At 62.2% G+C, this 24,578-nt stretch carries 25 protein-coding genes and 2 pseudogenes; 16 read left to right on the forward strand and 11 right to left on the reverse strand.

What is annotated here, in order from left to right; all coding sequences use genetic code 11:
- Positions 1 to 195 precede the first annotated feature (195 nt).
- Together NKI20_RS09595 and ppx are read left to right on the forward strand one after the other, a co-directional pair.
- Entirely contained in the window at positions 196 to 2,397 is a 2,202-nt protein-coding gene (locus tag NKI20_RS09595) for an RNA degradosome polyphosphate kinase (protein WP_352830069.1), read from the forward strand.
- Complete coding sequence (gene ppx / locus NKI20_RS09600) at positions 2,397 to 3,932, forward strand: exopolyphosphatase (RefSeq protein ID WP_023761955.1); 1,536 nt, start codon at positions 2,397 to 2,399, stop codon at positions 3,930 to 3,932. Before NKI20_RS09595 ends, ppx begins: the two co-directional genes overlap by 1 nt.
- 286 nt (positions 3,933 to 4,218) lie before the next feature.
- Here ppx and NKI20_RS09605 read toward each other — a convergent pair whose 3' ends face one another.
- The 4 genes from NKI20_RS09605 to NKI20_RS09620 all read right to left on the reverse strand — a co-directional run bounded on the left by NKI20_RS09605 (position 4,219) and on the right by NKI20_RS09620 (position 7,426).
- Positions 4,219 to 4,623, reverse strand: coding sequence for a DoxX family protein (locus NKI20_RS09605; protein ID WP_352598994.1), 405 nt, complete (start codon positions 4,621 to 4,623; stop codon positions 4,219 to 4,221).
- 154 nt (positions 4,624 to 4,777) lie between these two features.
- Positions 4,778 to 5,197 (reverse strand): DoxX family protein, encoded by a 420-nt coding sequence (locus tag NKI20_RS09610; RefSeq protein WP_352830072.1) that lies wholly within the window; start codon positions 5,195 to 5,197, stop codon positions 4,778 to 4,780.
- A 180-nt stretch (positions 5,198 to 5,377) separates the two neighbouring features.
- A complete protein-coding gene (gene fumC / locus NKI20_RS09615) occupies positions 5,378 to 6,775 on the reverse strand; it encodes a class II fumarate hydratase (RefSeq protein WP_352830074.1) in 1,398 nt (465 codons plus the stop codon).
- 171 nt (positions 6,776 to 6,946) lie between these two features.
- On the reverse strand, positions 6,947 to 7,426 hold the full coding sequence (locus NKI20_RS09620) for a cupin domain-containing protein (protein WP_023761959.1): 480 nt from the start codon (positions 7,424 to 7,426) through the stop codon (positions 6,947 to 6,949).
- Between the two features lie 95 nt (positions 7,427 to 7,521).
- Here NKI20_RS09620 and NKI20_RS09625 point away from each other — a divergent pair, with 95 nt between their 5' ends.
- Positions 7,522 to 8,487, forward strand: a complete 966-nt coding sequence (locus tag NKI20_RS09625; protein ID WP_352731319.1) for a LysR family transcriptional regulator — start codon at positions 7,522 to 7,524, stop codon at positions 8,485 to 8,487.
- 209 nt (positions 8,488 to 8,696) lie between these two features.
- Here the strand turns inward: NKI20_RS09625 and NKI20_RS09630 are convergent, their stop codons facing one another.
- Complete coding sequence (locus NKI20_RS09630) at positions 8,697 to 9,464, reverse strand: NIPSNAP family protein (RefSeq protein WP_352830077.1); 768 nt, start codon at positions 9,462 to 9,464, stop codon at positions 8,697 to 8,699.
- A gap of 96 nt (positions 9,465 to 9,560) precedes the next feature.
- Here NKI20_RS09630 and NKI20_RS09635 point away from each other — a divergent pair, with 96 nt between their 5' ends.
- The 10 genes from NKI20_RS09635 to NKI20_RS09680 all read left to right on the forward strand — a co-directional run bounded on the left by NKI20_RS09635 (position 9,561) and on the right by NKI20_RS09680 (position 16,562).
- The gene (locus tag NKI20_RS09635; protein ID WP_352830079.1) at positions 9,561 to 10,241 is read left to right on the forward strand and encodes a TetR/AcrR family transcriptional regulator; all 681 of its coding nucleotides are present in this window, start codon (positions 9,561 to 9,563) and stop codon (positions 10,239 to 10,241) included.
- Positions 10,242 to 10,459: 218 nt separating this feature from the next.
- Positions 10,460 to 11,593 carry a metallophosphoesterase gene (locus tag NKI20_RS09640; RefSeq protein ID WP_352830081.1) on the forward strand — a complete coding sequence of 378 codons (1,134 nt, stop codon included), beginning with the start codon at positions 10,460 to 10,462 and terminating at the stop codon, positions 11,591 to 11,593.
- A gap of 222 nt (positions 11,594 to 11,815) precedes the next feature.
- On the forward strand, positions 11,816 to 12,469 hold the full coding sequence (locus tag NKI20_RS09645) for a glutathione S-transferase family protein (RefSeq protein ID WP_352830083.1): 654 nt from the start codon (positions 11,816 to 11,818) through the stop codon (positions 12,467 to 12,469).
- Between the two features lie 381 nt (positions 12,470 to 12,850).
- Positions 12,851 to 13,357, forward strand: coding sequence for an MAPEG family protein (locus tag NKI20_RS09650; protein ID WP_245266825.1), 507 nt, complete (start codon positions 12,851 to 12,853; stop codon positions 13,355 to 13,357).
- Positions 13,358 to 14,069: 712 nt separating this feature from the next.
- Positions 14,070 to 14,279, forward strand: coding sequence for a cold-shock protein (locus tag NKI20_RS09655; RefSeq protein ID WP_010915421.1), 210 nt, complete (start codon positions 14,070 to 14,072; stop codon positions 14,277 to 14,279).
- A gap of 363 nt (positions 14,280 to 14,642) precedes the next feature.
- Complete coding sequence (locus tag NKI20_RS09660; protein ID WP_023761966.1) at positions 14,643 to 14,870, forward strand: hypothetical protein; 228 nt, start codon at positions 14,643 to 14,645, stop codon at positions 14,868 to 14,870.
- The gene (locus NKI20_RS09665) at positions 14,870 to 15,277 is read left to right on the forward strand and encodes a hypothetical protein (RefSeq protein WP_352598978.1); all 408 of its coding nucleotides are present in this window, start codon (positions 14,870 to 14,872) and stop codon (positions 15,275 to 15,277) included. The genes NKI20_RS09660 and NKI20_RS09665 overlap by 1 nt, the downstream gene beginning before the upstream one ends.
- A 1-nt stretch (position 15,278) precedes the next feature.
- On the forward strand, positions 15,279 to 15,446 hold the full coding sequence (locus NKI20_RS09670) for a hypothetical protein (RefSeq protein ID WP_352830085.1): 168 nt from the start codon (positions 15,279 to 15,281) through the stop codon (positions 15,444 to 15,446).
- A gap of 21 nt (positions 15,447 to 15,467) precedes the next feature.
- Positions 15,468 to 15,848 (forward strand): YkgJ family cysteine cluster protein, encoded by a 381-nt coding sequence (locus tag NKI20_RS09675; RefSeq protein ID WP_352830086.1) that lies wholly within the window; start codon positions 15,468 to 15,470, stop codon positions 15,846 to 15,848.
- Between the two features lie 102 nt (positions 15,849 to 15,950).
- A complete protein-coding gene (locus NKI20_RS09680) occupies positions 15,951 to 16,562 on the forward strand; it encodes a LysE family translocator (RefSeq protein WP_352598974.1) in 612 nt (203 codons plus the stop codon).
- Between the two features lie 100 nt (positions 16,563 to 16,662).
- Here NKI20_RS09680 and NKI20_RS09685 read toward each other — a convergent pair whose 3' ends face one another.
- The 4 genes from NKI20_RS09685 to NKI20_RS09700 all read right to left on the reverse strand — a co-directional run bounded on the left by NKI20_RS09685 (position 16,663) and on the right by NKI20_RS09700 (position 20,196).
- Positions 16,663 to 16,941 (reverse strand): hypothetical protein, encoded by a 279-nt coding sequence (locus tag NKI20_RS09685; protein WP_023761971.1) that lies wholly within the window; start codon positions 16,939 to 16,941, stop codon positions 16,663 to 16,665.
- A gap of 435 nt (positions 16,942 to 17,376) precedes the next feature.
- Positions 17,377 to 19,032: a chaperonin GroEL gene (gene groL / locus NKI20_RS09690; protein WP_352830089.1), complete on the reverse strand. Its 1,656-nt coding sequence runs from the start codon at positions 19,030 to 19,032 to the stop codon at positions 17,377 to 17,379.
- A 63-nt stretch (positions 19,033 to 19,095) separates the two neighbouring features.
- Positions 19,096 to 19,392, reverse strand: a complete 297-nt coding sequence (gene groES, locus NKI20_RS09695; RefSeq protein WP_031261112.1) for a co-chaperone GroES — start codon at positions 19,390 to 19,392, stop codon at positions 19,096 to 19,098.
- A gap of 177 nt (positions 19,393 to 19,569) precedes the next feature.
- Positions 19,570 to 20,196 carry a TetR/AcrR family transcriptional regulator gene (locus NKI20_RS09700; RefSeq protein WP_352830092.1) on the reverse strand — a complete coding sequence of 209 codons (627 nt, stop codon included), beginning with the start codon at positions 20,194 to 20,196 and terminating at the stop codon, positions 19,570 to 19,572.
- Between the two features lie 125 nt (positions 20,197 to 20,321).
- Here NKI20_RS09700 and NKI20_RS09705 point away from each other — a divergent pair, with 125 nt between their 5' ends.
- From NKI20_RS09705 to NKI20_RS09715, 3 genes are read left to right on the forward strand one after another with little or no spacing between them, the layout of a single operon-like run.
- Positions 20,322 to 21,509, forward strand: a complete 1,188-nt coding sequence (locus tag NKI20_RS09705; RefSeq protein WP_352830094.1) for an MFS transporter — start codon at positions 20,322 to 20,324, stop codon at positions 21,507 to 21,509.
- 12 nt (positions 21,510 to 21,521) lie between these two features.
- The gene (locus tag NKI20_RS09710) at positions 21,522 to 22,823 is read left to right on the forward strand and encodes a D-arabinono-1,4-lactone oxidase (protein WP_352830096.1); all 1,302 of its coding nucleotides are present in this window, start codon (positions 21,522 to 21,524) and stop codon (positions 22,821 to 22,823) included.
- On the forward strand, positions 22,820 to 23,965 hold the full coding sequence (locus NKI20_RS09715; protein WP_352830098.1) for a DSD1 family PLP-dependent enzyme: 1,146 nt from the start codon (positions 22,820 to 22,822) through the stop codon (positions 23,963 to 23,965). Before NKI20_RS09710 ends, NKI20_RS09715 begins: the two co-directional genes overlap by 4 nt.
- 4 nt (positions 23,966 to 23,969) lie before the next feature.
- Here the strand turns inward: NKI20_RS09715 and NKI20_RS09720 are convergent.
- Positions 23,970 to 24,418 (reverse strand): annotated as a pseudogene (locus NKI20_RS09720) (GyrI-like domain-containing protein); the annotation flags it as partial.
- Positions 24,419 to 24,473: 55 nt separating this feature from the next.
- A pseudogene (locus NKI20_RS09725) lies at positions 24,474 to 24,578 on the reverse strand (IS5/IS1182 family transposase); the annotation flags it as partial.

The raw sequence follows: 24,578 nt of genomic DNA on the forward strand, positions 1-24,578 counted from the left end.
TCTTTGCAAGTTCGATGAAATGAAACTGTCGCAAAAGCCTGTCAGAGGATAAGTTAAGCCGGTTAACGCATGACCCGGAAAACCGACTTCGGTTTTCGGAAGGGATCATGCGTTGCCTTGGAGTGGTAGAGCGTCCTTTGCGCGTCCTCGAGGACGCGCGGCGCCCTAGCCGGCAGACTGTGTGGAAAGCGGAATATGAACGAACTGAAGCCGGTGCAGAGCGAATTCATCAACGTCGAGGCGGCAAGCCCGGAAGGCGGCAATCCGGATCGTTTCGTCAATCGCGAATTTTCCTGGCTGCAGTTCAACCGGCGCGTTCTCGAAGAATCGCTGAACCTCAATCATCCGCTGCTGGAACGTGTCCGTTTCCTGTCGATCTCGGCCGCCAATCTCGACGAGTTCTTCATGGTGCGCGTCGCTGGCCTCGCCGGCCAGGTGCGCGAAGGCATCGTGCTGAAAAGTCCTGACGGGCGCACCCCCGAACAGCAGCTGGAACAGCTGCTGCGCGAGGTCGAGCGGCTGCAGGAAGACCAGCAGAAGAGCCTGTCTGCACTCACGGTGCTGCTCAACAAGGAGGGCATCGAGACCATCACCCGCGACGCGCTCACCAAGGACGAGAAAATTTGGCTGGAAGACCATTTCCAGGAGCAGGTGTTTCCGGTGCTGACCCCGCTGTCGATCGACCCGGCGCACCCGTTCCCGTTCATCCCCAATCTCGGCTTCTCGATGGCGCTGCAACTGCGTCATCGCAAGAACGGCGAAGAGATGAGCGCGCTGCTGCGCCTGCCGGTGGCGCTCAAGCGCTTCATCCGTCTGCCGGACCGCAAGCGCCATGTCCGCTTCATCCCCCTGGAAGAGGCGGTCGGCCTTTATATCGGCAAGCTCTTTCCCGGCTATGAGGTCAAGGGCTCAGGCACATTCCGCATCATCCGGGACAGCGATATCGAGGTCGAGGAGGAGTCCGAGGATCTCGTGCGCCTGTTCGAGACGGCGCTGAAGCGGCGCCGCCGCGGTTCGGTGATCCGGATCGAGTTCGACATAGTGATGCCGGCGGAACTGCGCGATTTCGTCGCTGGCGAGCTTGGCGTCTCGTCGAGCCGCATCAGCGTGCTCACCGGTCCGCTGGCGCTCAGCCAGATCTCCGAGATCGTCGCCGTTCCCCGCGACGATCTCAAATTCACGCCCTACAATCCGCGCTTTCCCGAACGTATCCGCGAGCACGGCGGCGACTGTTTCGCCGCCATCCGCGAGAAGGACATCGTCGTCCACCATCCGTATGAATCCTTCGATGTGGTGGTGCAGTTCCTGCGTCAGGCGATGGCCGATCCGGAAGTGGTGGCGATCAAGCAGACGCTTTACCGCACCTCCAATGACAGTCCGATCGTACGCGCGCTGGTCGACGCGGCCGAGGCCGGCAAATCGGTCACGGCGCTGGTCGAACTCAAGGCGCGATTCGACGAGGAAGCCAACATCCGCTGGGCGCGCGACCTGGAGCGTGCCGGCGTGCAGGTCGTGTTCGGGTTTCTCGAACTGAAGACGCATGCAAAAATGTCGCTGGTGGTGCGGCGCGAGGACGGCAAGTTGCGCAACTATGTGCACCTCGGCACCGGCAACTACCATCCGGTCACCGCGCGCATCTACACCGACCTGTCCTTCTTCACCACCGATCCGACGATTGCACGCGACGTCGCCCAGCTCTTCAATTTCATCACCGGCTATGCCGAGCCGACGGACGAAATGCGTCTGGCGATCTCGCCATTCACGCTGAGAAGCCGCATCCTGAAGCACGTTGCCGATGAGATTGCCTATGCCGTGGAAGGCAAGCCGGCGCGAATCTGGATGAAGATGAACGCGCTCGTCGACCCGATCATCATCGACGCGCTCTATGATGCCAGCCGCGCTGGCGTCGAGATCGACCTCGTCGTGCGCGGCATCTGTTGCCTGCGCCCGCAGGTCCCGGGGCTTTCGGAGAACATTCGTGTAAAATCGATCGTCGGAAGGTTTCTCGAGCACAGCCGCATCTATTGCTTCGGCAACGGTCACGGCCTGCCGTCGGACGAGGCTATCGTCTACATCTCATCGGCGGATCTCATGCCGCGCAATCTCGACCGCCGCGTCGAAACCATGGTGCCGATCACCAACCCAACTGTGCATGAACAGATCCTTGGCCAGATCATGCTTGGCAACATCATGGACAATCAGCAAAGTTTCGACGTATTGGCTGATGGAACTTCCCGGCGCGTGGTGCTGGAGGAGGGCGAGGAACCGTTCAACGCGCAGGAATATTTCATGACCAATCCGAGCCTGTCGGGACGGGGTGACGCGCTGAAGTCGCACGCGCCCAAGCGCATCGCGCAATTCAAGCGCCGCAAGAAGAACGCCGCAGCGTCCGGCTGATGCTGTCTAATTCCCAAGGCCGGTTGCAGGACCGTCGACCGCTGTCCATCATCGACATCGGATCGAATTCGATCCGTCTCGTCGTCTACGAGGGGCTGTCGCGCTCGCCAACCATGCTGTTCAACGAAAAGATGCTCGCCGGTCTCGGCCGAGGCATCGTTTCGACCGGCAAGCTCGACCCCGAGGCAGTGACGCGCTCGATGGAAGAGTTCCGCCGCTTTCGCGCGCTCTCCGACCAGGCCGGCGCCGAACAGATGTATGTGCTGGCCACCGCCGCCGCCCGCGAGGCTATCAACGGTCCCGATTTCATCCACCGCGCCGAAGATGTGCTCAAGACCGAGATTCGTGTGATCAGCGGCCGTCAGGAAGCCTATTATTCGGCGCTTGGCGTCATTTCCGGCTTCCATCCGGCCGATGGCATCGCCGGCGATCTGGGTGGCGGCAGCCTCGAACTGGTCGATGTCAACGGCGAAGCGATCGGTGACGGCATAACGCTGCCGCTGGGCGGCCTGCGCCTGCAGGACATGGCGAAGAACTCGCTGACCCAGGCGGCCAAGATCGCGCGTGACGAACTCGCGAGGGCCAAGCTGTTGAAAGGCGGTCGGGGCAGGCCCTTCTACGCCGTAGGCGGAACCTGGCGAAATCTCGCCCGGCTGCACATGGAAATGACCAACTATCCGCTTGGCGTCATGCATCACTACGAGATATCAGCCGAAAGCGCGTCGAACTTCCTCAAGCAGGTCGCCAAGGCCGAGATCGAGAAGGTCAAGGGGATCGAAGGCGTTTCCAAGAACCGCCGTTCGCTGCTGCCTTATGGCGCCATCGTGCTGCAGGAAATCATGGCGGCGATGCAGCCGTCGAAGATCATCGTCTCGGCGCTCGGCGTCCGCGAAGGCTTTCTCTATTCGCTGCTCGACAAGGCAGAGCAGAAGGCCGATCCTTTGATTTCGGCCTCGGAGGAACTCGCCCGCCTGCGCTCCCGCTCCGTCACCCATTCGCATGAGCTTGTCGACTGGACAGCAAGGACCTTTGCCGCCTTCGGCATCGACGAGACCGAGGACGAGGCGCGCTATCGCCACGCGGCGGCATTGCTCGCCGACATCGGCTGGCGCGCGCATCCCGAATACCGCGGCAAGCAGTCGCTCAACATCATCGCGCACGCGTCCTTCTTCGGTGTCGACCATCCCGGCCGCGCCTTCCTGGCGCTGGCCAACGCCTACCGTCACGACGGCATCTTCAACGAATCCATCGCCCCTGAAATCAAGGCGCTGGCGACGCCGCGCTATCTGGAGCGGGCAAGAGTGCTGGCGGCGATGATGCGCGTCGTCTATCTGCTGACGGCGTCGATGCCGGGCATCATGCCCAGGCTGAAATGGGAACAGCGCGGCAACGGCGTGCTGGCGCTGGTCTTGCCGGCATCGCTGGCCGACCTCTATGGCGAACGGCCGGCCGGACGCCTGGCGCAACTGGCAAGGATCACCAACCGCCGTCTGGTGTTGGCCGTCGAGGGCGGCCCGAGCGTGTCGGTGAAGTGAACACGGCCTACCAGAGCGTGACTTAACCCACGCGGATATTAGACCAACTCGTTCGCGCCACTTGTCAGCGGCTTCGCGATTGATGGCCGGCTTCCCCCACTCCGTCGCTGCTTCGCAGCGCCACCTTTCCCCCCTCCGGAGGGAAAGGAAGGGAGCCTCGTTGGAACAGCGTTGGCGGCAATAGGCTTGCGCCCTTCCTCTACCCCGTCGATCGGGGGAGAGGTGGCTCGGCGAAGCCGAGACGGAGTGGGGGTCGACCAACTCGGGCGCGTCTAAGCAAAGATAATCAAACCGCGCCACGCCCGTCGATCGACCATACCCCGGCGCCGGCCATGGCAAGCGCCAGGAAGCCGCCTGATGTGGCGATGTCCTTCATCAGCATCTGCTGGTGCAGGAAGGCGAGCATCGCGTCGCCGCCACCCTGGCCGTAATGGCCGATGAAACCGGCGGCAATGCAGAAGGCGGCGAGCAGCAGCGCCGCAATCCGGGTCTGGAAGCCGACCAGGATGAGCAATCCGGCGATGAGTTCGAACAGTCCCGTGCCCCAGGCGGCCAGCGTCGGCAGCGGCAGGCCGAGGCCGGCGAAATAGCCTGTCGTGCCGGCAATGTCGCTCAGCGCGTGAAAACCGGAGGGCACGAACAGGGCGGCGAGCAGCAGCCGGGAAAGCAGAAGCAGCGCGTTGCGGGGCATGTTCACCTCCGTTGTCGGTCGAGCCAGGCGATTAGGGCCATTCCAAGCCGTGATCATAGCAGGAATCAACCGGCTGAGACGTCTGCACCGACAACGAAAAAGCGGCGCGGAAAATTCCGCGCCGCTTTTTTGTTGAGCTATCGCCAGGCTTGGTTCAGCCGCGCTTGGCGTCGATGGAGTAGGCACCGGCACCCGAGGAAGCCAGCAGCAGGAAGCCGCCAGTGATGGCGAGGTTCTTGAGAAACTGGATCATCTGCATCTGGTCGGCCCAGCCGGTGTGGGCAACCAAGCCGGTGGCGACGGTGAAGACAGCGAGCACCCAGGCCGCGGCCCGGGTCTGGAAGCCGACGAGGATGGCGAGGCCACCGAGAAGCTCGATCAGGCCGACGACAATGGCCGTTACAGTCGGCAAGGGCAGGCCGAGGCTGCCGAAATAGCCGGCTGTACCGGCGATGGCGGTGAGCTTGCCGAAACCTGAAAGCAGGAAGATGACCGCAAGCAGGACGCGGCCGAGGAGGATGGTGGTCGAGGCATTGGATGCGCTGGAACCGGCGACTGAAGTGTTGGTGGACATGGTGACTCTCTCCGGGAAAGGGGTTGATACCGGTGAGATAGAGCACGCGGACTGTTCACCAAAGCCGCCAGACTGGCGACACATTGTTCACAGCGCTTACATTTCCGTGATCGGACGACCCGCGCAAAATTCGCCTCGGGTCAGGGCGCGACAGGAGTAAATTCTCCCCTCCCGAATGTCCTACCCCGGATGCGTCATATCCTCCGGCCGCACCAGCCGGTCATAGTCGGCTTCGCTGACGAGCCCGGTGGCGAGCGCTTCCTCGCGCAGCGTGGTGCCCTTCTTGTGCGCGGTCTTGGCGATCTTCGCCGCATTGTCGTAGCCGATGGTCGGCGCCAGCGCCGTCACCAGCATCAGTGAGCGGTCGAGTGCCGCCTTGATGTTGTCTTCCCGCGCCTCGATGCCGACGACGCAATTGTCGGTGAAGGAGACCGAAGCGTCGGAGAGCAGCTGCACCGACTGCAGGAAATTGTAGGCCATCAGCGGGTTGTAGACGTTGAGCTCGAAATGGCCCTGGCTGCCGGCGAAGGTGAGGGCCGCATTGTTTCCGAACACCTGAACGCAGACCTGCGTCAGCGCCTCGCACTGGGTCGGATTGACCTTGCCCGGCATGATCGACGAGCCCGGTTCGTTTTCCGGCAGCGACAGTTCGCCGAGGCCCGAACGCGGGCCGGAACCGAGGAAGCGGATGTCGTTGGCGATCTTGAACAACGCAGCCGCCGCCGCGTTGATGGCGCCGTGCGAGAACACCATGGAATCATGGGCCGCCAGCGCCTCGAACTTGTTCGGCGCGGTGACGAAGGCGATGCCGGTGATGGCGGCGATGCGATCCGCTACCTTTTCGGCAAAGCCGACGGGCGCGTTGAGGCCGGTGCCGACGGCGGTGCCGCCCTGCGCCAGTTCCTGCAGCCCGGGCAGCGTCAGCTCGATGCGTTTGATCGAAGAGGCGACCTGCGCGGCATAGCCCGAAAATTCCTGGCCAAGCGTGAGGGGGGTGGCATCCTGCGTGTGCGTGCGGCCGATCTTGATGATGTGCGCGAAGGCCTTGCTCTTGGCTTCAAGTGCCTTGTGCAGATGTTTCAGGGCCGGCAGCAAATCGTGCACGATGCGCTCGGCGCAGGCGATGTGCATGGCCGTCGGATAGGTGTCGTTCGACGACTGGCTCATATTGACGTGGTCGTTGGGATGAACCGGCTTCTTCGAGCCCATGACGCCGCCCAGCATCTCGATCGCCCGGTTGGAGATCACCTCATTGGCGTTCATGTTGGACTGCGTGCCCGAGCCGGTCTGCCAGACCACCAGCGGGAAATGGTCGTCGAGCTTGCCGTCTATGACCTCTTGCGCTGCCTCGACAATCGTCCTGCCGATCGAAGGATCCAGCCGCTTCAGCTCCATATTGGCCTCGGCCGCGGCCCGCTTGACGATACCCAGTGCGCGCACGATCGACGCCGGCTGCTTTTCCCAGCCTATCTTGAAGTTGCCAAGGGAACGCTGCGCCTGCGCGCCCCAATAGCGGTCGGCGGCGACTTCGATCGGGCCGAACGTATCGGTTTCGGTTCTGGTCTCTGCAGCGGTCACGGGTCTCTCCTTGTCGAAGTCGGCAACGGCGTATCGCGTTGCACAAACGGCTTCAAGCGGAGATTGTGGGCAGCAATGATGCAAATCGGTTGAAGGTGCGCCTCCGCCTTCTCACGTAAGGAAAAAGGCGGAGGCGCGTGTCGGCTTGCCTCGAATGTCCTGAACGGCCAATCAGGCTAGCGGCGGCCCCACAATGTCGATGCCATTTTTTGCGCAGAGCTGTACCAGCACCGCGATGATTTCCGGTGTCGGTTCCATCTGCGGCGGCAGCTCTGGCTGTTCGGCGGGACGGCTCGCTTGACGCAGCATCGTCTCGAAGTCGGAGCCGCGCGTGATGGTTAGGGTTCGCGCACCGTTTGGAGATTCGACCCGGTAAGTGTGCGGTAGGCCTTTCGGCGCAATGACGGTTTCGCCGGCGTCTGCAATGCGTTCGTGGCCGTCGATTTCAAAGCGTAATCTCCCGTCCAGGAGGTGAAAAACTTCGTCTTCCCTGCGATGCACATGCAGTGGCGGAGAGTCGCCATAGGGCATGCGATGCTCGACGACGCAGATGCCGTCTTCTCCTGCGGCCGCCGAGACGTGGATCGCGACGAGCGTGTTGTTGAACCAGAAGAGCTCCTTGCCTGTGATCGTCCGGGCGGTCATTGTCATGGCTGTCTGATCCTTCTGTTGCTGTGCCGATGACCACCTAACCAAGGACATGCCCACAGCGGAAATCGAATGATCATATGGGGCGAATTGATGCGATGAATTTGAATGCGCTCGACCTCAATCTCGTCAGGGTGTTCGACGCCCTTCTGCGGGAGAGAAGCGTTACGCGTGCCGGCGAGCAGATCGGCCTCAGCCAGCCTGCCGTCAGTGCCGCGCTCAATCGCTTGCGGCATCTCCTCAACGATCAGTTGTTCGTTCGGCGGGGCAATGACATGATGCCGACGCCGCGCGCCGAGAGCTTGGCCGAGCCGTTGCGCGTGGCCCTTCGCGAAATCGAACGCGTCTTCCATTCGGCGAAGGCGTTCGATCCGGCGGAGCTGGAGCGAACCTTCACGTTCATGGGTGCCGATTTCTTTTCCATGCTGCTGATGCCAACCCTGGCCGCACGCATCGCCGGCGCCGCCCCGCGCGTGTCGTTAAGGTTTCTCGATAGCGCGCGCGGCGACGTTTCGCGGCTGCTCCAGGAGGATGAAATCGACGTAGCGCTCGAGCGTCCGCTGGAGGTCTCCGACTGGGTCTCAAGCACGCCTCTGTTCCATTCACCATTCGCCATCATCGCCGCGGAAGACAACGCTGCGATCAGGCAGGCGGGTACTGCCGAAGGCGAGCCTTTGCCGATCGAGCTTTTCTGCGAATTGCCCCATATTCTTCGTTCTATTGATGGCTCGATGTCGGGCGCCACCGACGAGGCGCTCCGCAAAATCGGACGAACGCGTCGCGTAAGCCTGACACTGCCGCACTTTCAGGCTGTCGCATTGGCAGTGGCAAATGGAAACCACCTCGCAGCGGTTCCCAGGCAGTTCGCCGTTTGGGCGGCGAGGACCCTGCCGCTCGTCATCTTTGAACCGCCGCTCCCCATTGCCGTTCCTGAAATCAGAATGTACTGGCACGCGCGCCACGACGACGAGTCACCTCATCGCTGGGTTCGCGATCAGATCCTGGAGGCGATAGCCTCACTCGGATTTGTGGAAAGCGGGGCTACTGAAAATGCCGGCGCCTAGTCTGGTGCAGGGATGGATTACCCCACCGCATGGCCACCGTCGATCGACAAATGCCGTCACTGTCCAGGCCGCCTCATCGCTCGCGAGATAGACCGCGATGCTGGCTGCGGGCAGCGTCAAGTTTTTCGGTGTCGCGGCCGACGATCAGGCCCCCCGCCGGCTCTCCGGCAAAGCGCACTCCGGCAGGTGCCGCACTCGAATCGCCTCAATCATCTCCCAAGCCGCGAACGCGACGTCGGCAAGAGGCGCAAGGTCTCAATTGGTTTGGTCAGACCGAGCTGCGCCTGCCATGCCGGCGAGGCGGCGAGCGCGGCTTTGTGGCGGGCATGTGCCTCGGCGCTGTCAAAGCCAGCGACAGACATGAAGACGTTTTCATCAGCCCGCACCGGCAGGCGCGGAAAACTGTTTTCGGCATGCTCGGTGACGAAAGCACCGAGCAGGTCTGCTCCAGACGCCGTCATCAGGGGCACTGTTTCGGCCTCGAAGCGGCTGGCGAAATCAGCCTCCGCGCCGGGCTGGAGATGATGAATCTGGATGACGACGAGACCAGTCGGCGGCCTGTTTTGAATTGAGTTTTCGTCGGTGGCCAGGCTTGGACGTTGCGCACCCGTAAGGTCAAAGCCAGCGCCCGGCCATGCGGGCTTCAGCAGCAACACGTCGTCGGAATCGATCATTGTCGCGTTGGCCGCATGTTTGTGCGCCGCCCAGACCGGGCCGTCATAAAAGGCGGCGAGAGCATTTGTCCGCGCATCCATACCATCGAAGCCGCGCATCCAGACGAACATATCCGGGCGATCGAGATCCCGGAACTGGCCGATGATGGTCATTCCAACGTCCTCCTGGCCCTCGATAAGCTTGCCGTCAAAAATGTCGATAAGCGTGTCGCGCTGGCCGGGCTTCAGCGTGTATTGCCGAAGCTCGACGACAGGCGAGGCGAGCACCGATGGCTTCGGCGCGGCATTCAGGGGCATGTTCATCCAACTCTCCTCAAAAACAGGGTGATCATCCTGTTTATAAAACAGACCGGTTGTCCTGTTTTGTCAATATGCTAGAGTTCGGCAATGTCAGCAGAGATGAACGTTCAATCAAAACCGCGCCCACGAAAACGCATCAACGACCCTGAAGGCATGCGCAAGAAGGTGCTCGATGTGGCCGAGGACGCGTTCCAGGCGCGCGGCTATCACGCCTCCAGCATCGGCGACCTGATGGCGGCGGCCGGCGTCAGCGGCGGCGCGCTGCATCACCATTTCCCGACCAAGAAGGCACTGGCGCTGGCGGTGATCGACGAGCGTGTGGCGGCAGCGGTGGAACAGACATGGATCGCGCCGGTGCTGGCGGCAGCATCGGTGCGCGAAGGCGTGCGCGCCGTGTTCGAGGCGGTGGCGGCGGAACTGGAGCAGCAGGGTTTCGTGCGAGGCTGTCCGCTCAACAATCTGGCGCATGAGCTGTCGCTCGCCGATCCCGATTTTCGGATTGCCCTTGCCGGTATTTTTGCCGATTGGCGGCGGGCGATTTCGGAAAAGGTGCGGGCGGACCAGCAGGCGGGCAGGGACGAGGGCACAGATCCCGAGCGCTTCGCCGCGCTGGCGGTCGCCACCTATTCCGGCGCCATGTCGATGGCCAAGACGGCGCAGGATCCGAGCGTGCTGCGGGACTGTTTGGCTGGTCTGGAGCGGAGTGCGCTGTCGTCATCTCAAGGCGGACTGGCAGCCAGGCGACGTCGCCGGGTGCTGCCACGACCAAGAACCCTTTGATGTCAAAGCGATAACACGCTGCGTTGACTTGGCGCGCCAGCTCTAGCTACTGCGCCCGCGGCCTTATCGCCTCATAGCGTTCGGAACTTGCGCCTTCATCGTAGCGCCTCGGCAGCCTGGTTCTCGAAGGGCGGAGATGCAGGCCTTTGGCACGATGTCGAATGGCGGCAAGGAGAGGCGCTGGACGGCCGGCCGCTCTCCATGCTGAAATTCAGCTCATGATGAATAGCCGTTCGCCTGGATTGTTTTCTCGTCGCAGCTTTTTGGCGCAGGCCGTAGGTTTTGCCGCGGCCGGCGCATCGTCGCGCCCGGCATTCAGCCAGACCGGCCTACGCATCCAGCCCATCGACGCCACCTTCCTGTTCATCGCCGATGTTCATGCCTGCCGCATGGCGAGCGGCTTGAGCCCCAACTGCCGGCAGGAAGGAAAGACTGACGCGGCCCTGCTGCGCAACGTGACGGCGCTCAACGGTCTCGCCGACAAGGACTGGCCCACCGAGATCAACGGTGTCGCCAGTGGCCTGCGCTCGGCGGGCGGCCGCATCGGCAGGCCGCTCGGCCTCGTCGTCGGCGGCGACATCACGGACGATGGCGGCGGTCAAATCACCCAGCCGAGCGAGGGCACCCAACTGCTCCAGTTCAGCCAGCGCTACCAGCAGGGCGTCGGCCCCGATCGCGTGCACATGCCCGTCTATGTCGGGCTCGGCAACCATGATCTCGACCAGAACGGGCCGCCGCACCATGTCGACTGGTACAGGCGCGAATTGCGCGACTATGTCGAGGTCAATCATCGCGCCGGCGTGTTCTTCAAGCCGCCGGTGCCGGCCACCGACTATGATATCGACACCGACTGCTATTCCTGGGACTGGGGCGGCCTGCATCTGATCCAGACGCATCGTTTCGCCGGCGATACTGGCCACGGCGCCGAGAGCAGCCTGTCATGGCTGAAGCAGGATCTGGCGACCTATGCGGCGGATGGCCGCCCGGTCATCCTGTTCCAGCACTATGGCTGGGACACCTTCTCCATAGAACGCTGGGATGCCGCCAAAAGGCACTACGACGATGACGGCTCCGGTGCACCGCACTGGTGGGGCGAGGCCGACCGGCAGGCGCTGTTGGCGGCGCTCAAGGGCTACAATGTCGTCGGCATTTTCCATGGCCACCAGCACGACACGCCGCTGATCTATCGCAGGGATGGGCTCGATCTGTTCAAGCCGAAGGCTGCCTATATGGGCGGTTTCGCGCTGGCCAGGGTGACCGGCAACGGCTTGGACGTGGTGCTGGGCGAGGCAACCGGCGATCATGGCGAGGTCGCCTTCACCAATGCCTTCAGCAAGGGTTGGAGCATATGAAGAAGGCGACCCTCGCGGCCGCCTTTTCCGCATCTCCTGGGAGTTTTGAATTCGGAGGAATTCATCCGCGGGAGGCTAACGAGCCGGCGTCGGTTAGGTTCCAGGCGTCGCCCGGGCGTCAGATCAGGTCGTGCTTCCGCCTCCCGAGGCAAGGTCGGCGAGCTAGGCTGTTACCAAGCGCCGACCAACGGATTGCAGGTGATCGTGCGCGCGGGGAGAAAAATGGCTGAATTCACGCTCTTCATCGGCAACAAGTGCTTCTCTTCGTGGTCGCTCCGGCCATGGGTGGCGATGCGGCATCTGGAGATCCCGTTCGACGAGAGCTTCGTGCGGCTGCGCACGTCGGAGACCTTCGCAAATCTGGCGAAAGTGTCGCCGACCGGCCAGGTGCCCGTCCTGAATCACAATGGCAAGACCGTCTGGGAAACACTTGCCATCCTCGAATATCTGGCTGACCTGTTTCCAGACAAAAGGCTTTGGCCGGCCGACATCGACGCCCGCGCCCTGGCGCGCTCGGTGGCGACCGAAATGCATTCGGGTTTTCGCGAGGTTCGCTATGGCTGGCCGATGAATTTGCGACGGCCGAAGGGCCACAAAGAGCTCGACGCCGAAGGTGAACTACAGCGCGAGCGCATAGAGACGATCTGGCGCGAGTGCCGGGAACAATACGGCAAGGGCGGCCCGTTCCTGTTCGGCCATTTCACCGCGGCCGACGCCATGTATGCGCCTGTCGTCACCCGCTTCGACACCTACGGCGGCACGCTTGCGCCGGATACACGCGCCTATGTCGACGCCGTTCTTGCCACCCCGGCGATGCGCCATTGGTATGCGGAAGCGGCAAAGGAGACATGGCCGGAACCCGGCCCGGACGAATGAGCTTCTTCCCCGCCTGGTCGCCCGGACGGTTCTCGAAGCATGCAGAACCAACGATTGCCGACCCTCCTCGGCTGACGGAAACCCCGATCGTGAAGGCCTGCTCATAGGGCTTTGCTTTGCGCACAATCCGTACTCACAGCGCCAGATCCCGGCACGCCGGCGGTCACTGGCGTTTCACCAGCACCCATCTGTGCCCAACGGGACCCTTACCCCTCGCGCCTCAACACCGCGACCATTGTTGCCATTTACGATCGCGCGAAGTCGAACTTCAACCAAAGCGTGTGATGACGCTTCTCGGCGCGCTGGATTGGCTCAGATTCTGGAGGATTTCAGGGTAGGTTGGTGTGAAGATGCAGATCGAATCTGTATCGCTTGGCCAAGATGGCCGCGGGCCAGAAGCGTCCCCACCAAGCCGGAGCAACAGAAGCACAACACCACTTGATCCTTTACAATGAACCAAAGGGCGAACAACGGGGACGGCACATGTCGGCGAGTGCTTATGCATTGATTGGATTCATCTCATGGGCGCTGGGCCTGCTGATCGTGATGGAAGTCATCCGGACCTACCTGGTGATCTCTGGGCAAGTCGCGGCAAACGGCTTCACGCCAGATAACGCAGCACTCACCCCCTTCATGCAGAGGCTGGCCCGCGCCCACGCCAACTGCATTGAAGGGCTTCCAATCTTCGGAGGTCTGCTAGGCGTCGCCATCATTATCGCAAGAACAGATGTCACGAATCCGCTTGCCTATACCCTGTTAGGTGCACGGATAGTGCAGTCGATGATCCACCTCGTCTCCACGACCCAACTCGCGGTTAGTCTCAGGTTCACCGCGTTCGCCGTGCAAATGGTGATCGGTGCGTATTGGTCCTGGGTGCTGTTGATCTGAAGAGTGCCGCGAGTTCAGAATCACGGCGGTCTTTCAACTGAAAAAAGCCGCCGGTTCAGCGGGTAAGAGAACGAGGTTGGGGGCCTATCGCGAAGATCCTATCGGGATGGAAGTCGACCAGCGCTCTGCCAGAGTGAAGTTGCCAAACTCACCTGGAGCATCCAAGCCAACACCACCCAAGCCCCGGCCGCTATCCACGTCGATCTTGGCGCGACATTTGCGCCGCAACCGGACATCGCCTTCGCAGCGAAATCCGGGGAGGGAGGGAAAGCCCCGCTCGATACCGGCCAGCCGGTCCGTCATCATACAAGAACGCCCCTCGCACGTTTTATTGTACGGGAGGCGTCCTTTGTGTCAGCGTCCCTGAGATCTCTCTCTGAAACTGCTGACACTGTGAAATGCATGGGCGCGAAATTGGTTCCCGGCATGCTGCTTTTTTTATGGAACAGGCGCCTTGGTTTCTGTGCCCGGAGCCGCCGGCGAATGGATCCTCGCCAGGCGCGTCTGCGTCGAATCTGGTGAGAAGAAAACCAGAAATTGACATGCCGCCAAAAGAAGCCTACAAGGAATTCGTCGATATTTGTTTGACTGACTTTTGTTATCCGCGCTTTCGAGCGCGCCTTTGACGAACTTCCCACATCAAAAATCGGGACAAACGACGTCATGCATCCGCATGGCGTCGAACGAATATTTGCCATGGAAAGGGTTCGTCATGAGCACCGGCACAGTTAAATGGTTCAACGCCACCAAAGGTTTTGGTTTTATTCAGCCTGACGACGGCTCTGCCGACGTTTTTGTCCACATCTCGGCCGTAGAGCGCGCCGGTATGCGCGACATCGTCGAGGGCCAGAAGCTCGGCTACGAGATGGTCCGCGACAACAAGTCGGGCAAGATGTCCGCCGACCAGTTGAAGGCGGCCTGAAAAAAGAATTCAGCTCTCCCGGTGACCACGGATGTACTGGCACCGGTGAGTGGCGAATTCGAGCACATGGCCGCGGAGACCTGAGTTTCCACGGCATGTCGTGCGCATCAGAAGGTCGTTCCCGTGCATCCCCCGTGCATCCTTTTGGATGTCACTTGGTTGCGCGGCGCTCTCATGAAGGTCAGGCGGTGCCTGGCCTTTTTCATTTTGCGCGTCTTGCCGCTGAAAATGCGCCGCGCGCCGACCTGGACGTGCTATGGGACGCTCCAGCAATTGAATCCGCTGCCGTATGGCTTCGTGCATGGTCCCGACCGAAGACCCGGTCTTGCCCCATCGTCACGGGCTCCTGACAGGAGAAAGATTTTGACCGCTCAATCGAAGACAACAGCCGAACAGGCCGTGTCCTTGTTCAGCAAGACGCAAACCCAGTCGATGTCGCTCAACCGTATCAATTCCGAGCGCGATGCCGTCAGCCAAGCGCGTGAAGCCAAGACCGCGCGCTTGCGCGAATTGCGCCTGGAGAAGGAGGCCGATGAGTTGGCCGCCGCCGCGGCGCTCGCCGCTTTGCCGAAGCGAACCGGAAGACGCTGATGGCTACCAAGCGCGTGCCTCCGAAACTGATCGCTGCCGATTCGACCATCGCTGACGTGGTCGATGGCCTCAACAAGCCCGTCGAATATGTGCGCCGGGTGCTGGAAAAGCTGGAGCGCTGCAAACGCGCTCATGGCGATGCCCAGGTGCGGGTCGGCGTGCGCGGTCGCGCCGAATGCCCGAACTACCTGATCGAATATGTCCGTGAAGACGCCAAGACCCATGAGCGCGTGACCCATCAGGACGCCGCCTACAGCGGCAGCACGCATCGCGAGCTGGCAGTGCACCACATCGCGGAAGTCAGAAACTGGTCGCCCGAGGAAATGAACATCACGGCGGTTTCGGCGTTGATCGGCCGCCTGCGCAATCCACGTGCACCAACATCGCGCTTCGTCGACGAGGACTGACATGGCCATAAAATTCTCCACCAAGGACCAGCCTGCAACACCGGCTGCCGCCGCAAAACCGGCCAGGCCGGTTGCCGCGCCGAAAGCCGGCGAAGCTGCCGAGACCGCGACCGATCTGTTCAAGTCGCCGGCCGAAGCGTCGTCGCGCAAGACAGGCAAGAAGAAATGACGGGCAAGAAGAGATAGCCCCTTGCCGCAAGACGCCGATCGCAATCCTGCAGCACCAGGGCTGTCCGACCTGATGGCCGCTGCAAGTCCTTTGTCGTCGCAGCGCAGCACCGCTGCTCTCTTCGACTGCCAGAGCTGCGGCGCCTGCTGTTCCTACTCGGCCCAGTGGCCGCGCTTTTCCACCGAGGATGATGCGCAGCTCGACCGCATCCCAGAAAAATATGTAGCCGCCAATTTGTCCGGCATGCGCTGCGAGGGCGTGCGCTGCTCTGCCCTGTGCGGCGAGATCGGCAAGTCGACCGCATGCGGCATCTATGAACTCCGCCCGGACGTCTGCCGCGCCTGCATGCCTGGTGACGACGATTGCCTGATGGCGCGCCGGGCGCACGGATTGCCGGTGTAGCTGCTAATCTACTCCACAAAGGGGGAGATTAAGCTCACCGCCGCTTGTGCGCCATTGTCCGTCCCGATACCTTCCGCGCCGGGCAGGGCAGCGGAGGATTTCATGAGCATCGAATTTCTGTTGACGTCGCTGATCGTCGTGGCTTCGCCCGGCACCGGCGTTCTCTACACGCTGAGCGCCGGCCTCTCGCGTGGCGCGCGGGCCTCGATCATCGCCGCCTTCGGGTGCACGCTCGGCATCATTCCGCATATGGCGGCTGCCATCACCGGCCTTGCGGCGCTGCTGCACACCAGTGCCGTCGCCTTCGAGACGCTGAAATATCTTGGCGTCGCCTACCTGCTCTACATGGCCTGGAACACGTTGAAGGAAAAGGGTGGCCTGAGCGTCGAACAGGATGTGACGCCGCGCTCGGCCCGCAAGGTGATTGCTACCGGCATCCTCGTCAACGTGCTCAATCCGAAACTGTCGATCTTCTTCTTCGCCTTCCTGCCGCAATTCGTCAGCACCACCGAGCCCAACGCGTTGTCGAAGATGCTGGAGCTCAGCTCCGTCTTCATGCTTTTGACCTTCGTGGTCTTTGTCGGCTACGGCATCTTCGCTGCCTCGATCCGCAGCCATGTCGTGTCGCGGCCAATGGTGCTGACCTGGATGCGCCGAACCTTCGCAGGCGCCTTCGTCATGCTCGGCGCAAAGCTGGCGCTGGCCGACCGGTAGAAACCGGTTCGCGGGTCCTGGCGTCTCTGCGCAAAATCCCTGCCAGATAGTCAGAAGGCGAGCCCAGGCTCGCCTTCATCTAGTCTTCAACTCCGGGCAATCACTTGTTGGCGCCGCCGAGAGCCTTCAATTTTTCGCAGAACGGCGCGTGTGGTTTGCTCATCGCAGCGTCTTGGCATTCCTTCATCATCATGGCCTGATCGTCCTTGGACATCGCTGCCCAAGCGGCCTTCATTTCTTTGTCGGATTTCATCGTCTTCATGCTCGAATCGGTGAAGAACGGTTCCATCATCTTGGGCGAGTCGAGCGCCCCGGCAAATGCCGTGCCGCTGAAGACAGCCAATGCGAGTGCTCCAAAGCAGGCGGTTCTAATGCTCATAGCACGAGTCCTCCCTCATGGTTCTTCTCGATCGTCGAATGGCGGTCGCGTCCGGTTCTAGCATAGATTGAAATAGTTTAGGACTAACTCATATGGCTGTGGTCGGGCGTTCTCGTGCGTCAATATGATTAAGGTCTGCCGACCCATGGCGCTGACCTGGTGCGCCACACCTTCGGCGCCAAGCTGGCGCTGGCGGATCGCGTGCTGAGTCCGGTCGAGATCGCCGGCCACAGTTCGATACAGGCGGCCTTGCCGGCGTAGCTGGCCCCGACGAGGTCGCGGCGCTGATCGAAGCCGCAGTGCTTGCCGGCGAGGTACGGCAGCGCGCGGATGCCGCCGTCTGAGGACCGATTAGGCGCGGCGATCGAGATCTGCGCCAAACAAAAAGGGCGCCTTTCGGCGCCCTTTCTGTAAGTCTAGCGAGATTGGTTTGGATTAGAAATCCATGCCGCCCATGCCGCCCATGCCGCCGCCGCCCATGCCGCCAGGCATGCCGCCGCCAGCCGACTCCTTCTTCGGAGCCTCCGCGATCATGGCTTCGGTGGTGACCAGCAGGCCGGCGACCGAGGCCGCGTCCTGGAGAGCGGTACGAACAACCTTGACCGGATCGACGATACCCATGGCGATCATGTCGCCATATTCGCCGGTCTGGGCGTTGTAGCCGAAGGTCGCGCCCTTGTTCTCAAGGATCTTGCCGGCAACGATCGATGCTTCCGCACCGGCGTTGGCCGCGATCTGGCGGGCCGGAGCCTGCAGAGCACGACGAACGATGTTGATGCCGGCGGCCTGGTCGGCATTGACGCCGGTGGCCTTGATGTTGGCCGAAGCGCGCAGCAGGGCTACGCCACCACCAGCAACGATGCCTTCTTCGACGGCCGCGCGGGTCGCGTTGAGGGCGTCATCGACGCGGTCCTTCTTTTCCTTGACTTCGACTTCCGTCGCACCGCCGACGCGGATCACCGCAACGCCGCCCGCGAGCTTCGCGAGACGTTCCTGCAGCTTCTCCTTGTCGTAATCCGAAGTGGTCTCTTCGATCTGCTGCTTGATCTGGGCAACGCGGCCCTGGATCTCGGCCTTCTTGCCGGCGCCGTCGACGATGGTGGTGTTCTCCTTGGAGATCGACACCTTCTTGGCGCGGCCGAGCATGTTGAGGCCGACGTTCTCGATCTTGATGCCGAGGTCTTCCGAGATGACCTGGCCACCGGTGAGGATGGCGATGTCTTCCAGCATGGCCTTGCGGCGATCACCGAAGCCCGGCGCCTTGACGGCGGCGATCTTCAGGCCGCCACGCAGCTTGTTGACGACCAGCGTGGCCAGAGCCTCGCCTTCGACGTCTTCCGAGATGATGAGCAGCGGCTTCGAGGTCTGCACGACGGCTTCGAGAACCGGCAGCATCGCCTGGAGGTTGGAGAGCTTCTTCTCGTGCAGGAGGATGTAGACGTCCTCGAGCTCGGCAACCATCTTGTCGGCGTTGGTGACGAAGTAGGGCGAGAGGTAACCGCGGTCGAACTGCATGCCTTCGACGACTTCGAGTTCGGTCTCGGCGGTCTTGGCTTCCTCGACCGTGATGACGCCTTCGTTGCCGACCTTCTGCATCGCTTCCGCGATCATCTTGCCGACCGACTCGTCGCCATTGGCCGAGATCGTGCCGACCTGGGCAACTTCCTCGGAGGTCTTGATCTTCTTGGCAGCCTTGCCGAGCGCGCCGACGACTTCGGTCACGGCCAGGTCGATGCCGCGCTTCAAATCCATCGGGTTCATGCCGGCGGCAACCGCCTTGTGGCCTTCCTGGACGATCGACTGCGCCAGAACGGTCGCCGTCGTGGTGCCGTCGCCGGCGATGTCGTTGGTCTTCGAAGCAACTTCGCGGACCATCTGCGCGCCCATGTTCTCGAACTTGTCTTCAAGCTCGATTTCCTTGGCGACGGTGACGCCGTCCTTGGTGATGCGCGGCGCGCCGAACGACTTGTCGATGACGACGTTGCGGCCCTTGGGGCCGAGCGTGACCTTCACCGCGTCGGCGAGGATGTTGACGCCGCGAAGCATGCGCTCGCGGGCATCACGGGAAAATTTTACGTCTTTGGCAGCCATTTTTAGCTCCTGGCAGGGGCTTTAGATTGAGCCCGGGAATTCAGTTGATGAAAAGGCCTGATATCAGCCGATGATGCCCATGATGTCGGATTCCTTCATGATCAGAAGGTCTTCGCCATTGAGCTTGACTTCCGTGCCCGACCACTTGCCGAACAGGATGCGGTCGCCGGTCTTGACATCCAGCGGAACCAGCTTGCCAGCTTCGTCACGAGCGCCGGAGCCGACGGCGATGATCTCGCCTTCCTGCGGCTTTTCCTTTGCCGTGTCGGGGATGATGATCCCGCCAGCGGTCTTGGATTCGGATTCGACCCGACGAACGACCACGCGGTCATGAAGCGGGCGGAACTTCGACTTTGCCATTTTTTCTTCCTCGATGAGAACGGTGAGAAACAGTTCCTCCGTCCGGCGACGCCGGACATATGAGTTAGCACTCACCAATGGCGAGTGCTAACGTGGCGCTGAAATAGGCTGGCGGCTCGCCGGAGTCAAGGCGCGTAGCGCTGACCTGGAGCGTGAAATTTTTCTACGGATTGAGGGTTACAGAAACAGCCGCAGCTGGGTGTGGATGATCGAACGATAATCCTCGATCGTGCGGCGGCTTTCCGCGTCGCCCTCGGCAAGCGCCAGGCGCACCACGCCACCGGCGAGCTGGAAGATCAGCAGAACCATGCGTTCGAACTGCTCGCGCTTCTCCGGCTCGATCAAGGCGGCGACATGGTCGCAGAACATCCTGGCCTGATGTCGGGTTTCGGCGATGTCTAGGTTCTTGAGCGCCTTGTCGGCCTGGATGGCGTTCTGCAGATCCTGGATGGCCGGATCGCTGGCGACGCGGCTGAGATAGTCGTCAAGCAGCCGGTCGGCGGCCACGATCACGTCCTTCGCCTCGCGGACATCGGCGATGATCGCCGTCAGCCGCGTACGGCTGACCTCTGAAAACCGTTCGTAGAGCATCGCCAGGATCGCCGATTTATTGGGAAAGTAGTGGTAGACGGTGGCAATCGGCCCGCCCGCCAGCAGACCGACTTCCTTCATGGTGACGGCATCGATGCCCTTTTCGCCGATCAGTCGCATGGTCGTCGACAGGATCGCGTCGATGCGCTCGCGGCTGCGCTCCTGCTTGGGTCTGCGCCTGGGCTCGGTGGCTGTTTTCGTCACTTCCGTCATGCACCGATCTTTCGCACGGGCTTTTCAGATTCCGGTTGACAAAAAATATGATCAAATATCAGTTTCCAGAATGCTGACAGGTTGTCAGTTTTTTTACCGCACGGCAAGCACATTGGGAGGCGCCTTTGGCTTCGACAAATACCGGCCACGCAGACAATGACGACTGGCTGGTCGGCAATCCGACCAGCGCACAGCTTGCGTCGGCACTGTGGGTTGGCTCGGTCGGTTTGCTCATCCTCGGGCTGCAGCCCGTGCTGCTCGGCGCTCTCTATATCGAGGGCCATGTCAGCGGCGATGAACTGGCGCTGGTCGCGACCGCCGAGATGATCGCCATTGCCGTCGGTTCGGCTGTCGTGGCGATGCTGCTCTCAGCGCACAACATGCGCTGGAAAAGTGCCGTTCTTTTGCTGCTGCTGGCGCTGGCCAATGTGTGGACGGCCTATGCCGCAACCGCCAACACGCTGATCGCTGCCCGCGCGCTGGCCGGCCTTGCCGAGGGCGGTCTGGTGGCGGTCGCCACCGAGTTGATCGCCCGCTCGCGGCGCGCCGAGCGCATCGGCGGCTATTTCGTCACCATGCAGACGCTGGCGCAATGCGCGACTGCCCTGTTGCTGGCGCTCTATGTCATCCCGGCCGCCGGATCGGCCGGAGGCTTCATCGTTCTTGCCGTCGTCTGCGTCGCGTCGCTGGCGGTCGCCTTCACCGTCCCTGGCGACTATGCCGATCTGCCCAAGGACGAGAATCTGGCCAATGTGCTGACGGTTCCTTCGCTCACCGCGCTGCTGTCGGTGTTCTGCTACTTCATGTTCTTCGGCGCGGTCTGGGCCTTCCTGGAGCCGCTTGGCGCGCAATACGGCATCGATGGCCGCACCGTCGGCCTGATTGTCTCTGCCAGCCTCGCGGCTCAGGTCCTGGGTGCAATGACGGCAACCGTCTTCGAGGCGCGCATCGATTATCGCCTTGCCGTTGCGACGATCGGTATCGTGGCGCTTGTCAGCTCGCTGGTTCTTGCCAGCGGACCTGACCTCATCACATTCTGGGTCGCCGCTCTGGTCATGGGCTTCATTCTTTTGTTCATCGTGCCTTACCAGATCCGGCTGGCGATCACCGCCGACGAGACGCGCACCGTCGTGCTCCTGGTGCCGGCAGCCCAGCTTTTTGGCCTGGCGATCGGGCCGATCGCCGCGTCTCTGCTCATCGACGGCAAGGATTTCCGGCCGGTGCCGGAATTCGCCGCCGCCAGCGCTGTGGCCAGCGTGCTTCTGCTTGGTCTGTTCATCCTGCTGTCGCGGCGTCGCCGCGCGGTCGCCTGAGCGGGGAGCGCCATGTCGAACAGCTGGAGCAACTGGTCGGGCTTTGTCACCGCCGAACCGCGGTTGATCGCCAGTCCCGCCGATGCCGGCGAACTGGGTGATCTCATTCGTGCCGCACCTGGCCCGGTCCGCGTCGTCGGCGCCGGTCATTCCTTCACCCCGCTGGTGAAATCCGAGGGCACCATCCTGTCCTTGGAGAGACTGGAAGGGCTGGTCTCGCACGACGCCGAAAAACATCAGGCGCGGGTGCGGGCAGGAACCCGGCTCGGCCCGCTGATGCACATCCTGCAAGGCATCGGCCAGGGTCTGCCCAACATGGGCGACATCGACCGCCAGGCGATCGGCGGCGCGCTGGGCACAGCCACGCACGGCTCGGGGCCGACGCTCGGTGCCTATCACACGCAGCTGGAGACGGTGCAGATTGTCGACGGGCTTGGCAAGCTGCGCGACTTCAAGCGGGCAGGGGACCAGGAGACGATCCATGCCATCGGCGTCGCGCTCGGAGCCTTCGGTGTGCTGACCGAAGTAACGCTCAACAACATCGCGACCTACAGGCTGCGCCGCCGCAAATGGGTGCTGCCGATCACTGAGATGCTGCGCGAGTTCGAGACGATGATGGCCGCGCATCGCTCGGCCGAATTCTACTACATTCCGTTTTCCGGTTACGCCCAGTTCATCGCCAGCGATCTCAGCGACGTAGCACCGACCCTGCGACCGCCGGAGGCGGATGAGGCCGGGTTGAGGACGCTGCGCCGGCTGCGCACCGCGCTCGCCTGGCTGCCGTCGCTACGCGGCCGCCTGATCCGTTCGGCGGTCGCCAAATTCCCGGCCGAGGACTACGTGCAGGACTGGCTCAACGTCTATGCCAGCGACCGCCAGACCAAGTTCAACGAGATGGAATATCATTTGCCTTTCGAGGCGGGCCCGAAGGCGTTGGCCCGAATCATCGAGCTGACGGAGAAGCATTTTCCGGAGGTTTATTTTCCGATGGAGGTGCGCACCGTTGCACCCGACGAATTCTGGCTGTCGCCATTCTACAGGAGGCCGACCTGCTCGATCGCCATCCACCATGACGCGGCAAACGATCCGCTGCCGTTCATGCGGGCGGCCGAGCCGATATTCCGCAGATATGGCGGCAGGCCGCATTGGGGCAAGATGCACAGCCTGAAGGCGGCGGAGCTGAAAAAGCTCTACCCGCGCTGGGACGACGCCATGGCGGTGCGCCGCGATATCGATCCGCAAAACCGCCTGGTCTCGCCCTACATGGCCGGCCTGTTCGGCATCGAGCCCGGTCCTTCTGGCAGCGAACGATGAGCGCCTATTTTTCCGCCCTGTCGGAAGCACTGAAGGAAGCCGGCATCTTGCAGCCCTGTCTGGTGCTGGATGTCGGCCGACTGGACCGGAACATCGCGCTGGTGAAAGAGCGGCTTGACCCCGGCCTTGCCGTGCGGTTGGTCGACAAGTCGCTCGCCTGCCTGCCTCTGCTCGCCCATATCGCCAAGGCGCTTGACACCAATCACGTCATGACCTTCCATCCGCCGATCAGCGAGGCCGTGCTGAAGGCGTTTCCCGATGCCGATCTGCTGTACGGTAAGCCGATGCCGGTCGGCGCGGCAAGGGCGGCGCTGACGAACGGCGAGGCCGACTGGACGCGTGTCTGCTGGCTGATCGATACGCAGGACCGACTGGCGGAATATGGCGCACTCGCTACCGAGTTAGGCGCAGAGCTGCGCATCGCTTTCGAGATCGATGTCGGATTGCATCGCGGTGGCTTTGCCAGCCCGGAGGCGTTGTCGCAGGCACTGAGCGCACTGCCATCCCACAAACGCCTGCGTTGCGAAGGCGTCATGGCCTACGAGGCGCACGCGCCGCACATTCCCGGCCTGTTCGGCGGGCCGGTGAAAGCGTTGGCAAAGGCGTCGGCGCAGGCCACGGCGTTCGTCGCTTGTCTCGGCGCCGACCAGCGCCGCATCTTGAATATCGGCGGCAGCAAGACCGCACTGCTCCATCATGGCAGCGTCGCCAATGAAGTGTCGATGGGCTCGGCCTTCGTGCTGCCCAGCGATTTCGCCACGCCCGGCCTTGAGGGCTTCCAACCGGGTGCCTTCATCGCGACGCCGATCCTGAAAGTCGTCGAGCCGATGCTGCCCGGCCCGCTGGCCGTCACCCGCCTGCTACAGGCACTCGGCCGGTTTCCGCGCAAGGGCTGCTATCTCTATGGCGGCAAGTGGATGGCCGAGCCGGCGTTCCCCGAAGGCATGCAGACGAACGGCCTGCTCGGCCTGTCCTCCAATCAGCAATTCATGGGCTTGCCGGCTGACGCTACCCCAAGGCCCGGCGACCACGCCTTCCTGCGCCCGACGCAGAGCGAGGCCGTGCTGCAGCAGTTCGGGTCGATCGCGGTGTTCTCCGGCGGCAGGATAATCGATCGCTGGCCGGCGCTGCCGATGGCGTGATCGGCTACGCCCTCACCGGTATCCATATCTCCAGCCCGCCATTGCCGCTGCGCGGATCGAATTCGGGGCCGTAGCGTTCGAATTCCGGCGCATCCGATATCTCATGGCCGGACGCCGGCAGCCATTTGTTCCAGATCGTGTTGACCGTACGGCGGATGGTCGAGATGTGCTCGCGATGGGCGAACACCGCATATTTCTGTGCCGGCACCCGCACCCGGCTGAATTCCTTCGGCACGTTGGAAAAGTCCGACACCTCGACGCCGGCGATGTAGTCGAAATTGCCGGAATCGTCGCCGTTGACGCAGACGCCATAGGCGACGTCGCCTGTCTCGCCCGGAATGTTGCCGATATAGGGGCCGAAGCGCTGCCACTGCATCGGGATGGCGGCGCTGGTTTCGCAGCTGTAGCGCTCGCCGAGGCCGACCGGCTGGTTTCGAAGCGCGGGGGTTCGAGTCGTTCGGCGACCTCAAGAAAGTCGAGACAGGCATCTGAGAGTCCGTTTTGAAATTCACGGATGAGCGTTTCGGTGGATGAGATTGCCACCCATTGCGACAAGGATCATGGCTTGCGAGACGTCGATGCGCTGCTCGTAGTCGCGCACGAGGCGGCGCCA

Origin of the sequence: Mesorhizobium sp. M0830, assembly GCF_040319965.1 — a bacterium.
GTDB lineage: Bacteria > Pseudomonadota > Alphaproteobacteria > Rhizobiales > Rhizobiaceae > Mesorhizobium.

Coding starts and splice junctions, on each gene's coding strand:
- NKI20_RS09595 (WP_352830069.1), top strand. CDS start 196: ATGAACGAACTGAAGCCGGTGCAGAGCGAATTCATCAACGTCGAGGCG.
- ppx (WP_023761955.1), top strand. CDS start 2,397: ATGCTGTCTAATTCCCAAGGCCGGTTGCAGGACCGTCGACCGCTGTCC.
- NKI20_RS09605 (WP_352598994.1), bottom strand. CDS start 4,623: ATGCCCCGCAACGCGCTGCTTCTGCTTTCCCGGCTGCTGCTCGCCGCC.
- NKI20_RS09610 (WP_352830072.1), bottom strand. CDS start 5,197: ATGTCCACCAACACTTCAGTCGCCGGTTCCAGCGCATCCAATGCCTCG.
- NKI20_RS09620 (WP_023761959.1), bottom strand. CDS start 7,426: ATGACAATGACCGCCCGGACGATCACAGGCAAGGAGCTCTTCTGGTTC.
- NKI20_RS09625 (WP_352731319.1), top strand. CDS start 7,522: ATGAATTTGAATGCGCTCGACCTCAATCTCGTCAGGGTGTTCGACGCC.
- NKI20_RS09630 (WP_352830077.1), bottom strand. CDS start 9,464: ATGAACATGCCCCTGAATGCCGCGCCGAAGCCATCGGTGCTCGCCTCG.
- NKI20_RS09635 (WP_352830079.1), top strand. CDS start 9,561: ATGAACGTTCAATCAAAACCGCGCCCACGAAAACGCATCAACGACCCT.
- NKI20_RS09640 (WP_352830081.1), top strand. CDS start 10,460: ATGATGAATAGCCGTTCGCCTGGATTGTTTTCTCGTCGCAGCTTTTTG.
- NKI20_RS09645 (WP_352830083.1), top strand. CDS start 11,816: ATGGCTGAATTCACGCTCTTCATCGGCAACAAGTGCTTCTCTTCGTGG.
- NKI20_RS09650 (WP_245266825.1), top strand. CDS start 12,851: ATGGCCGCGGGCCAGAAGCGTCCCCACCAAGCCGGAGCAACAGAAGCA.
- NKI20_RS09655 (WP_010915421.1), top strand. CDS start 14,070: ATGAGCACCGGCACAGTTAAATGGTTCAACGCCACCAAAGGTTTTGGT.
- NKI20_RS09665 (WP_352598978.1), top strand. CDS start 14,870: ATGGCTACCAAGCGCGTGCCTCCGAAACTGATCGCTGCCGATTCGACC.
- NKI20_RS09670 (WP_352830085.1), top strand. CDS start 15,279: ATGGCCATAAAATTCTCCACCAAGGACCAGCCTGCAACACCGGCTGCC.
- NKI20_RS09680 (WP_352598974.1), top strand. CDS start 15,951: ATGAGCATCGAATTTCTGTTGACGTCGCTGATCGTCGTGGCTTCGCCC.
- NKI20_RS09685 (WP_023761971.1), bottom strand. CDS start 16,941: ATGAGCATTAGAACCGCCTGCTTTGGAGCACTCGCATTGGCTGTCTTC.
- groL (WP_352830089.1), bottom strand. CDS start 19,032: ATGGCTGCCAAAGACGTAAAATTTTCCCGTGATGCCCGCGAGCGCATG.
- groES (WP_031261112.1), bottom strand. CDS start 19,392: ATGGCAAAGTCGAAGTTCCGCCCGCTTCATGACCGCGTGGTCGTTCGT.
- NKI20_RS09700 (WP_352830092.1), bottom strand. CDS start 20,196: ATGACGGAAGTGACGAAAACAGCCACCGAGCCCAGGCGCAGACCCAAG.
- NKI20_RS09710 (WP_352830096.1), top strand. CDS start 21,522: ATGTCGAACAGCTGGAGCAACTGGTCGGGCTTTGTCACCGCCGAACCG.
- NKI20_RS09715 (WP_352830098.1), top strand. CDS start 22,820: ATGAGCGCCTATTTTTCCGCCCTGTCGGAAGCACTGAAGGAAGCCGGC.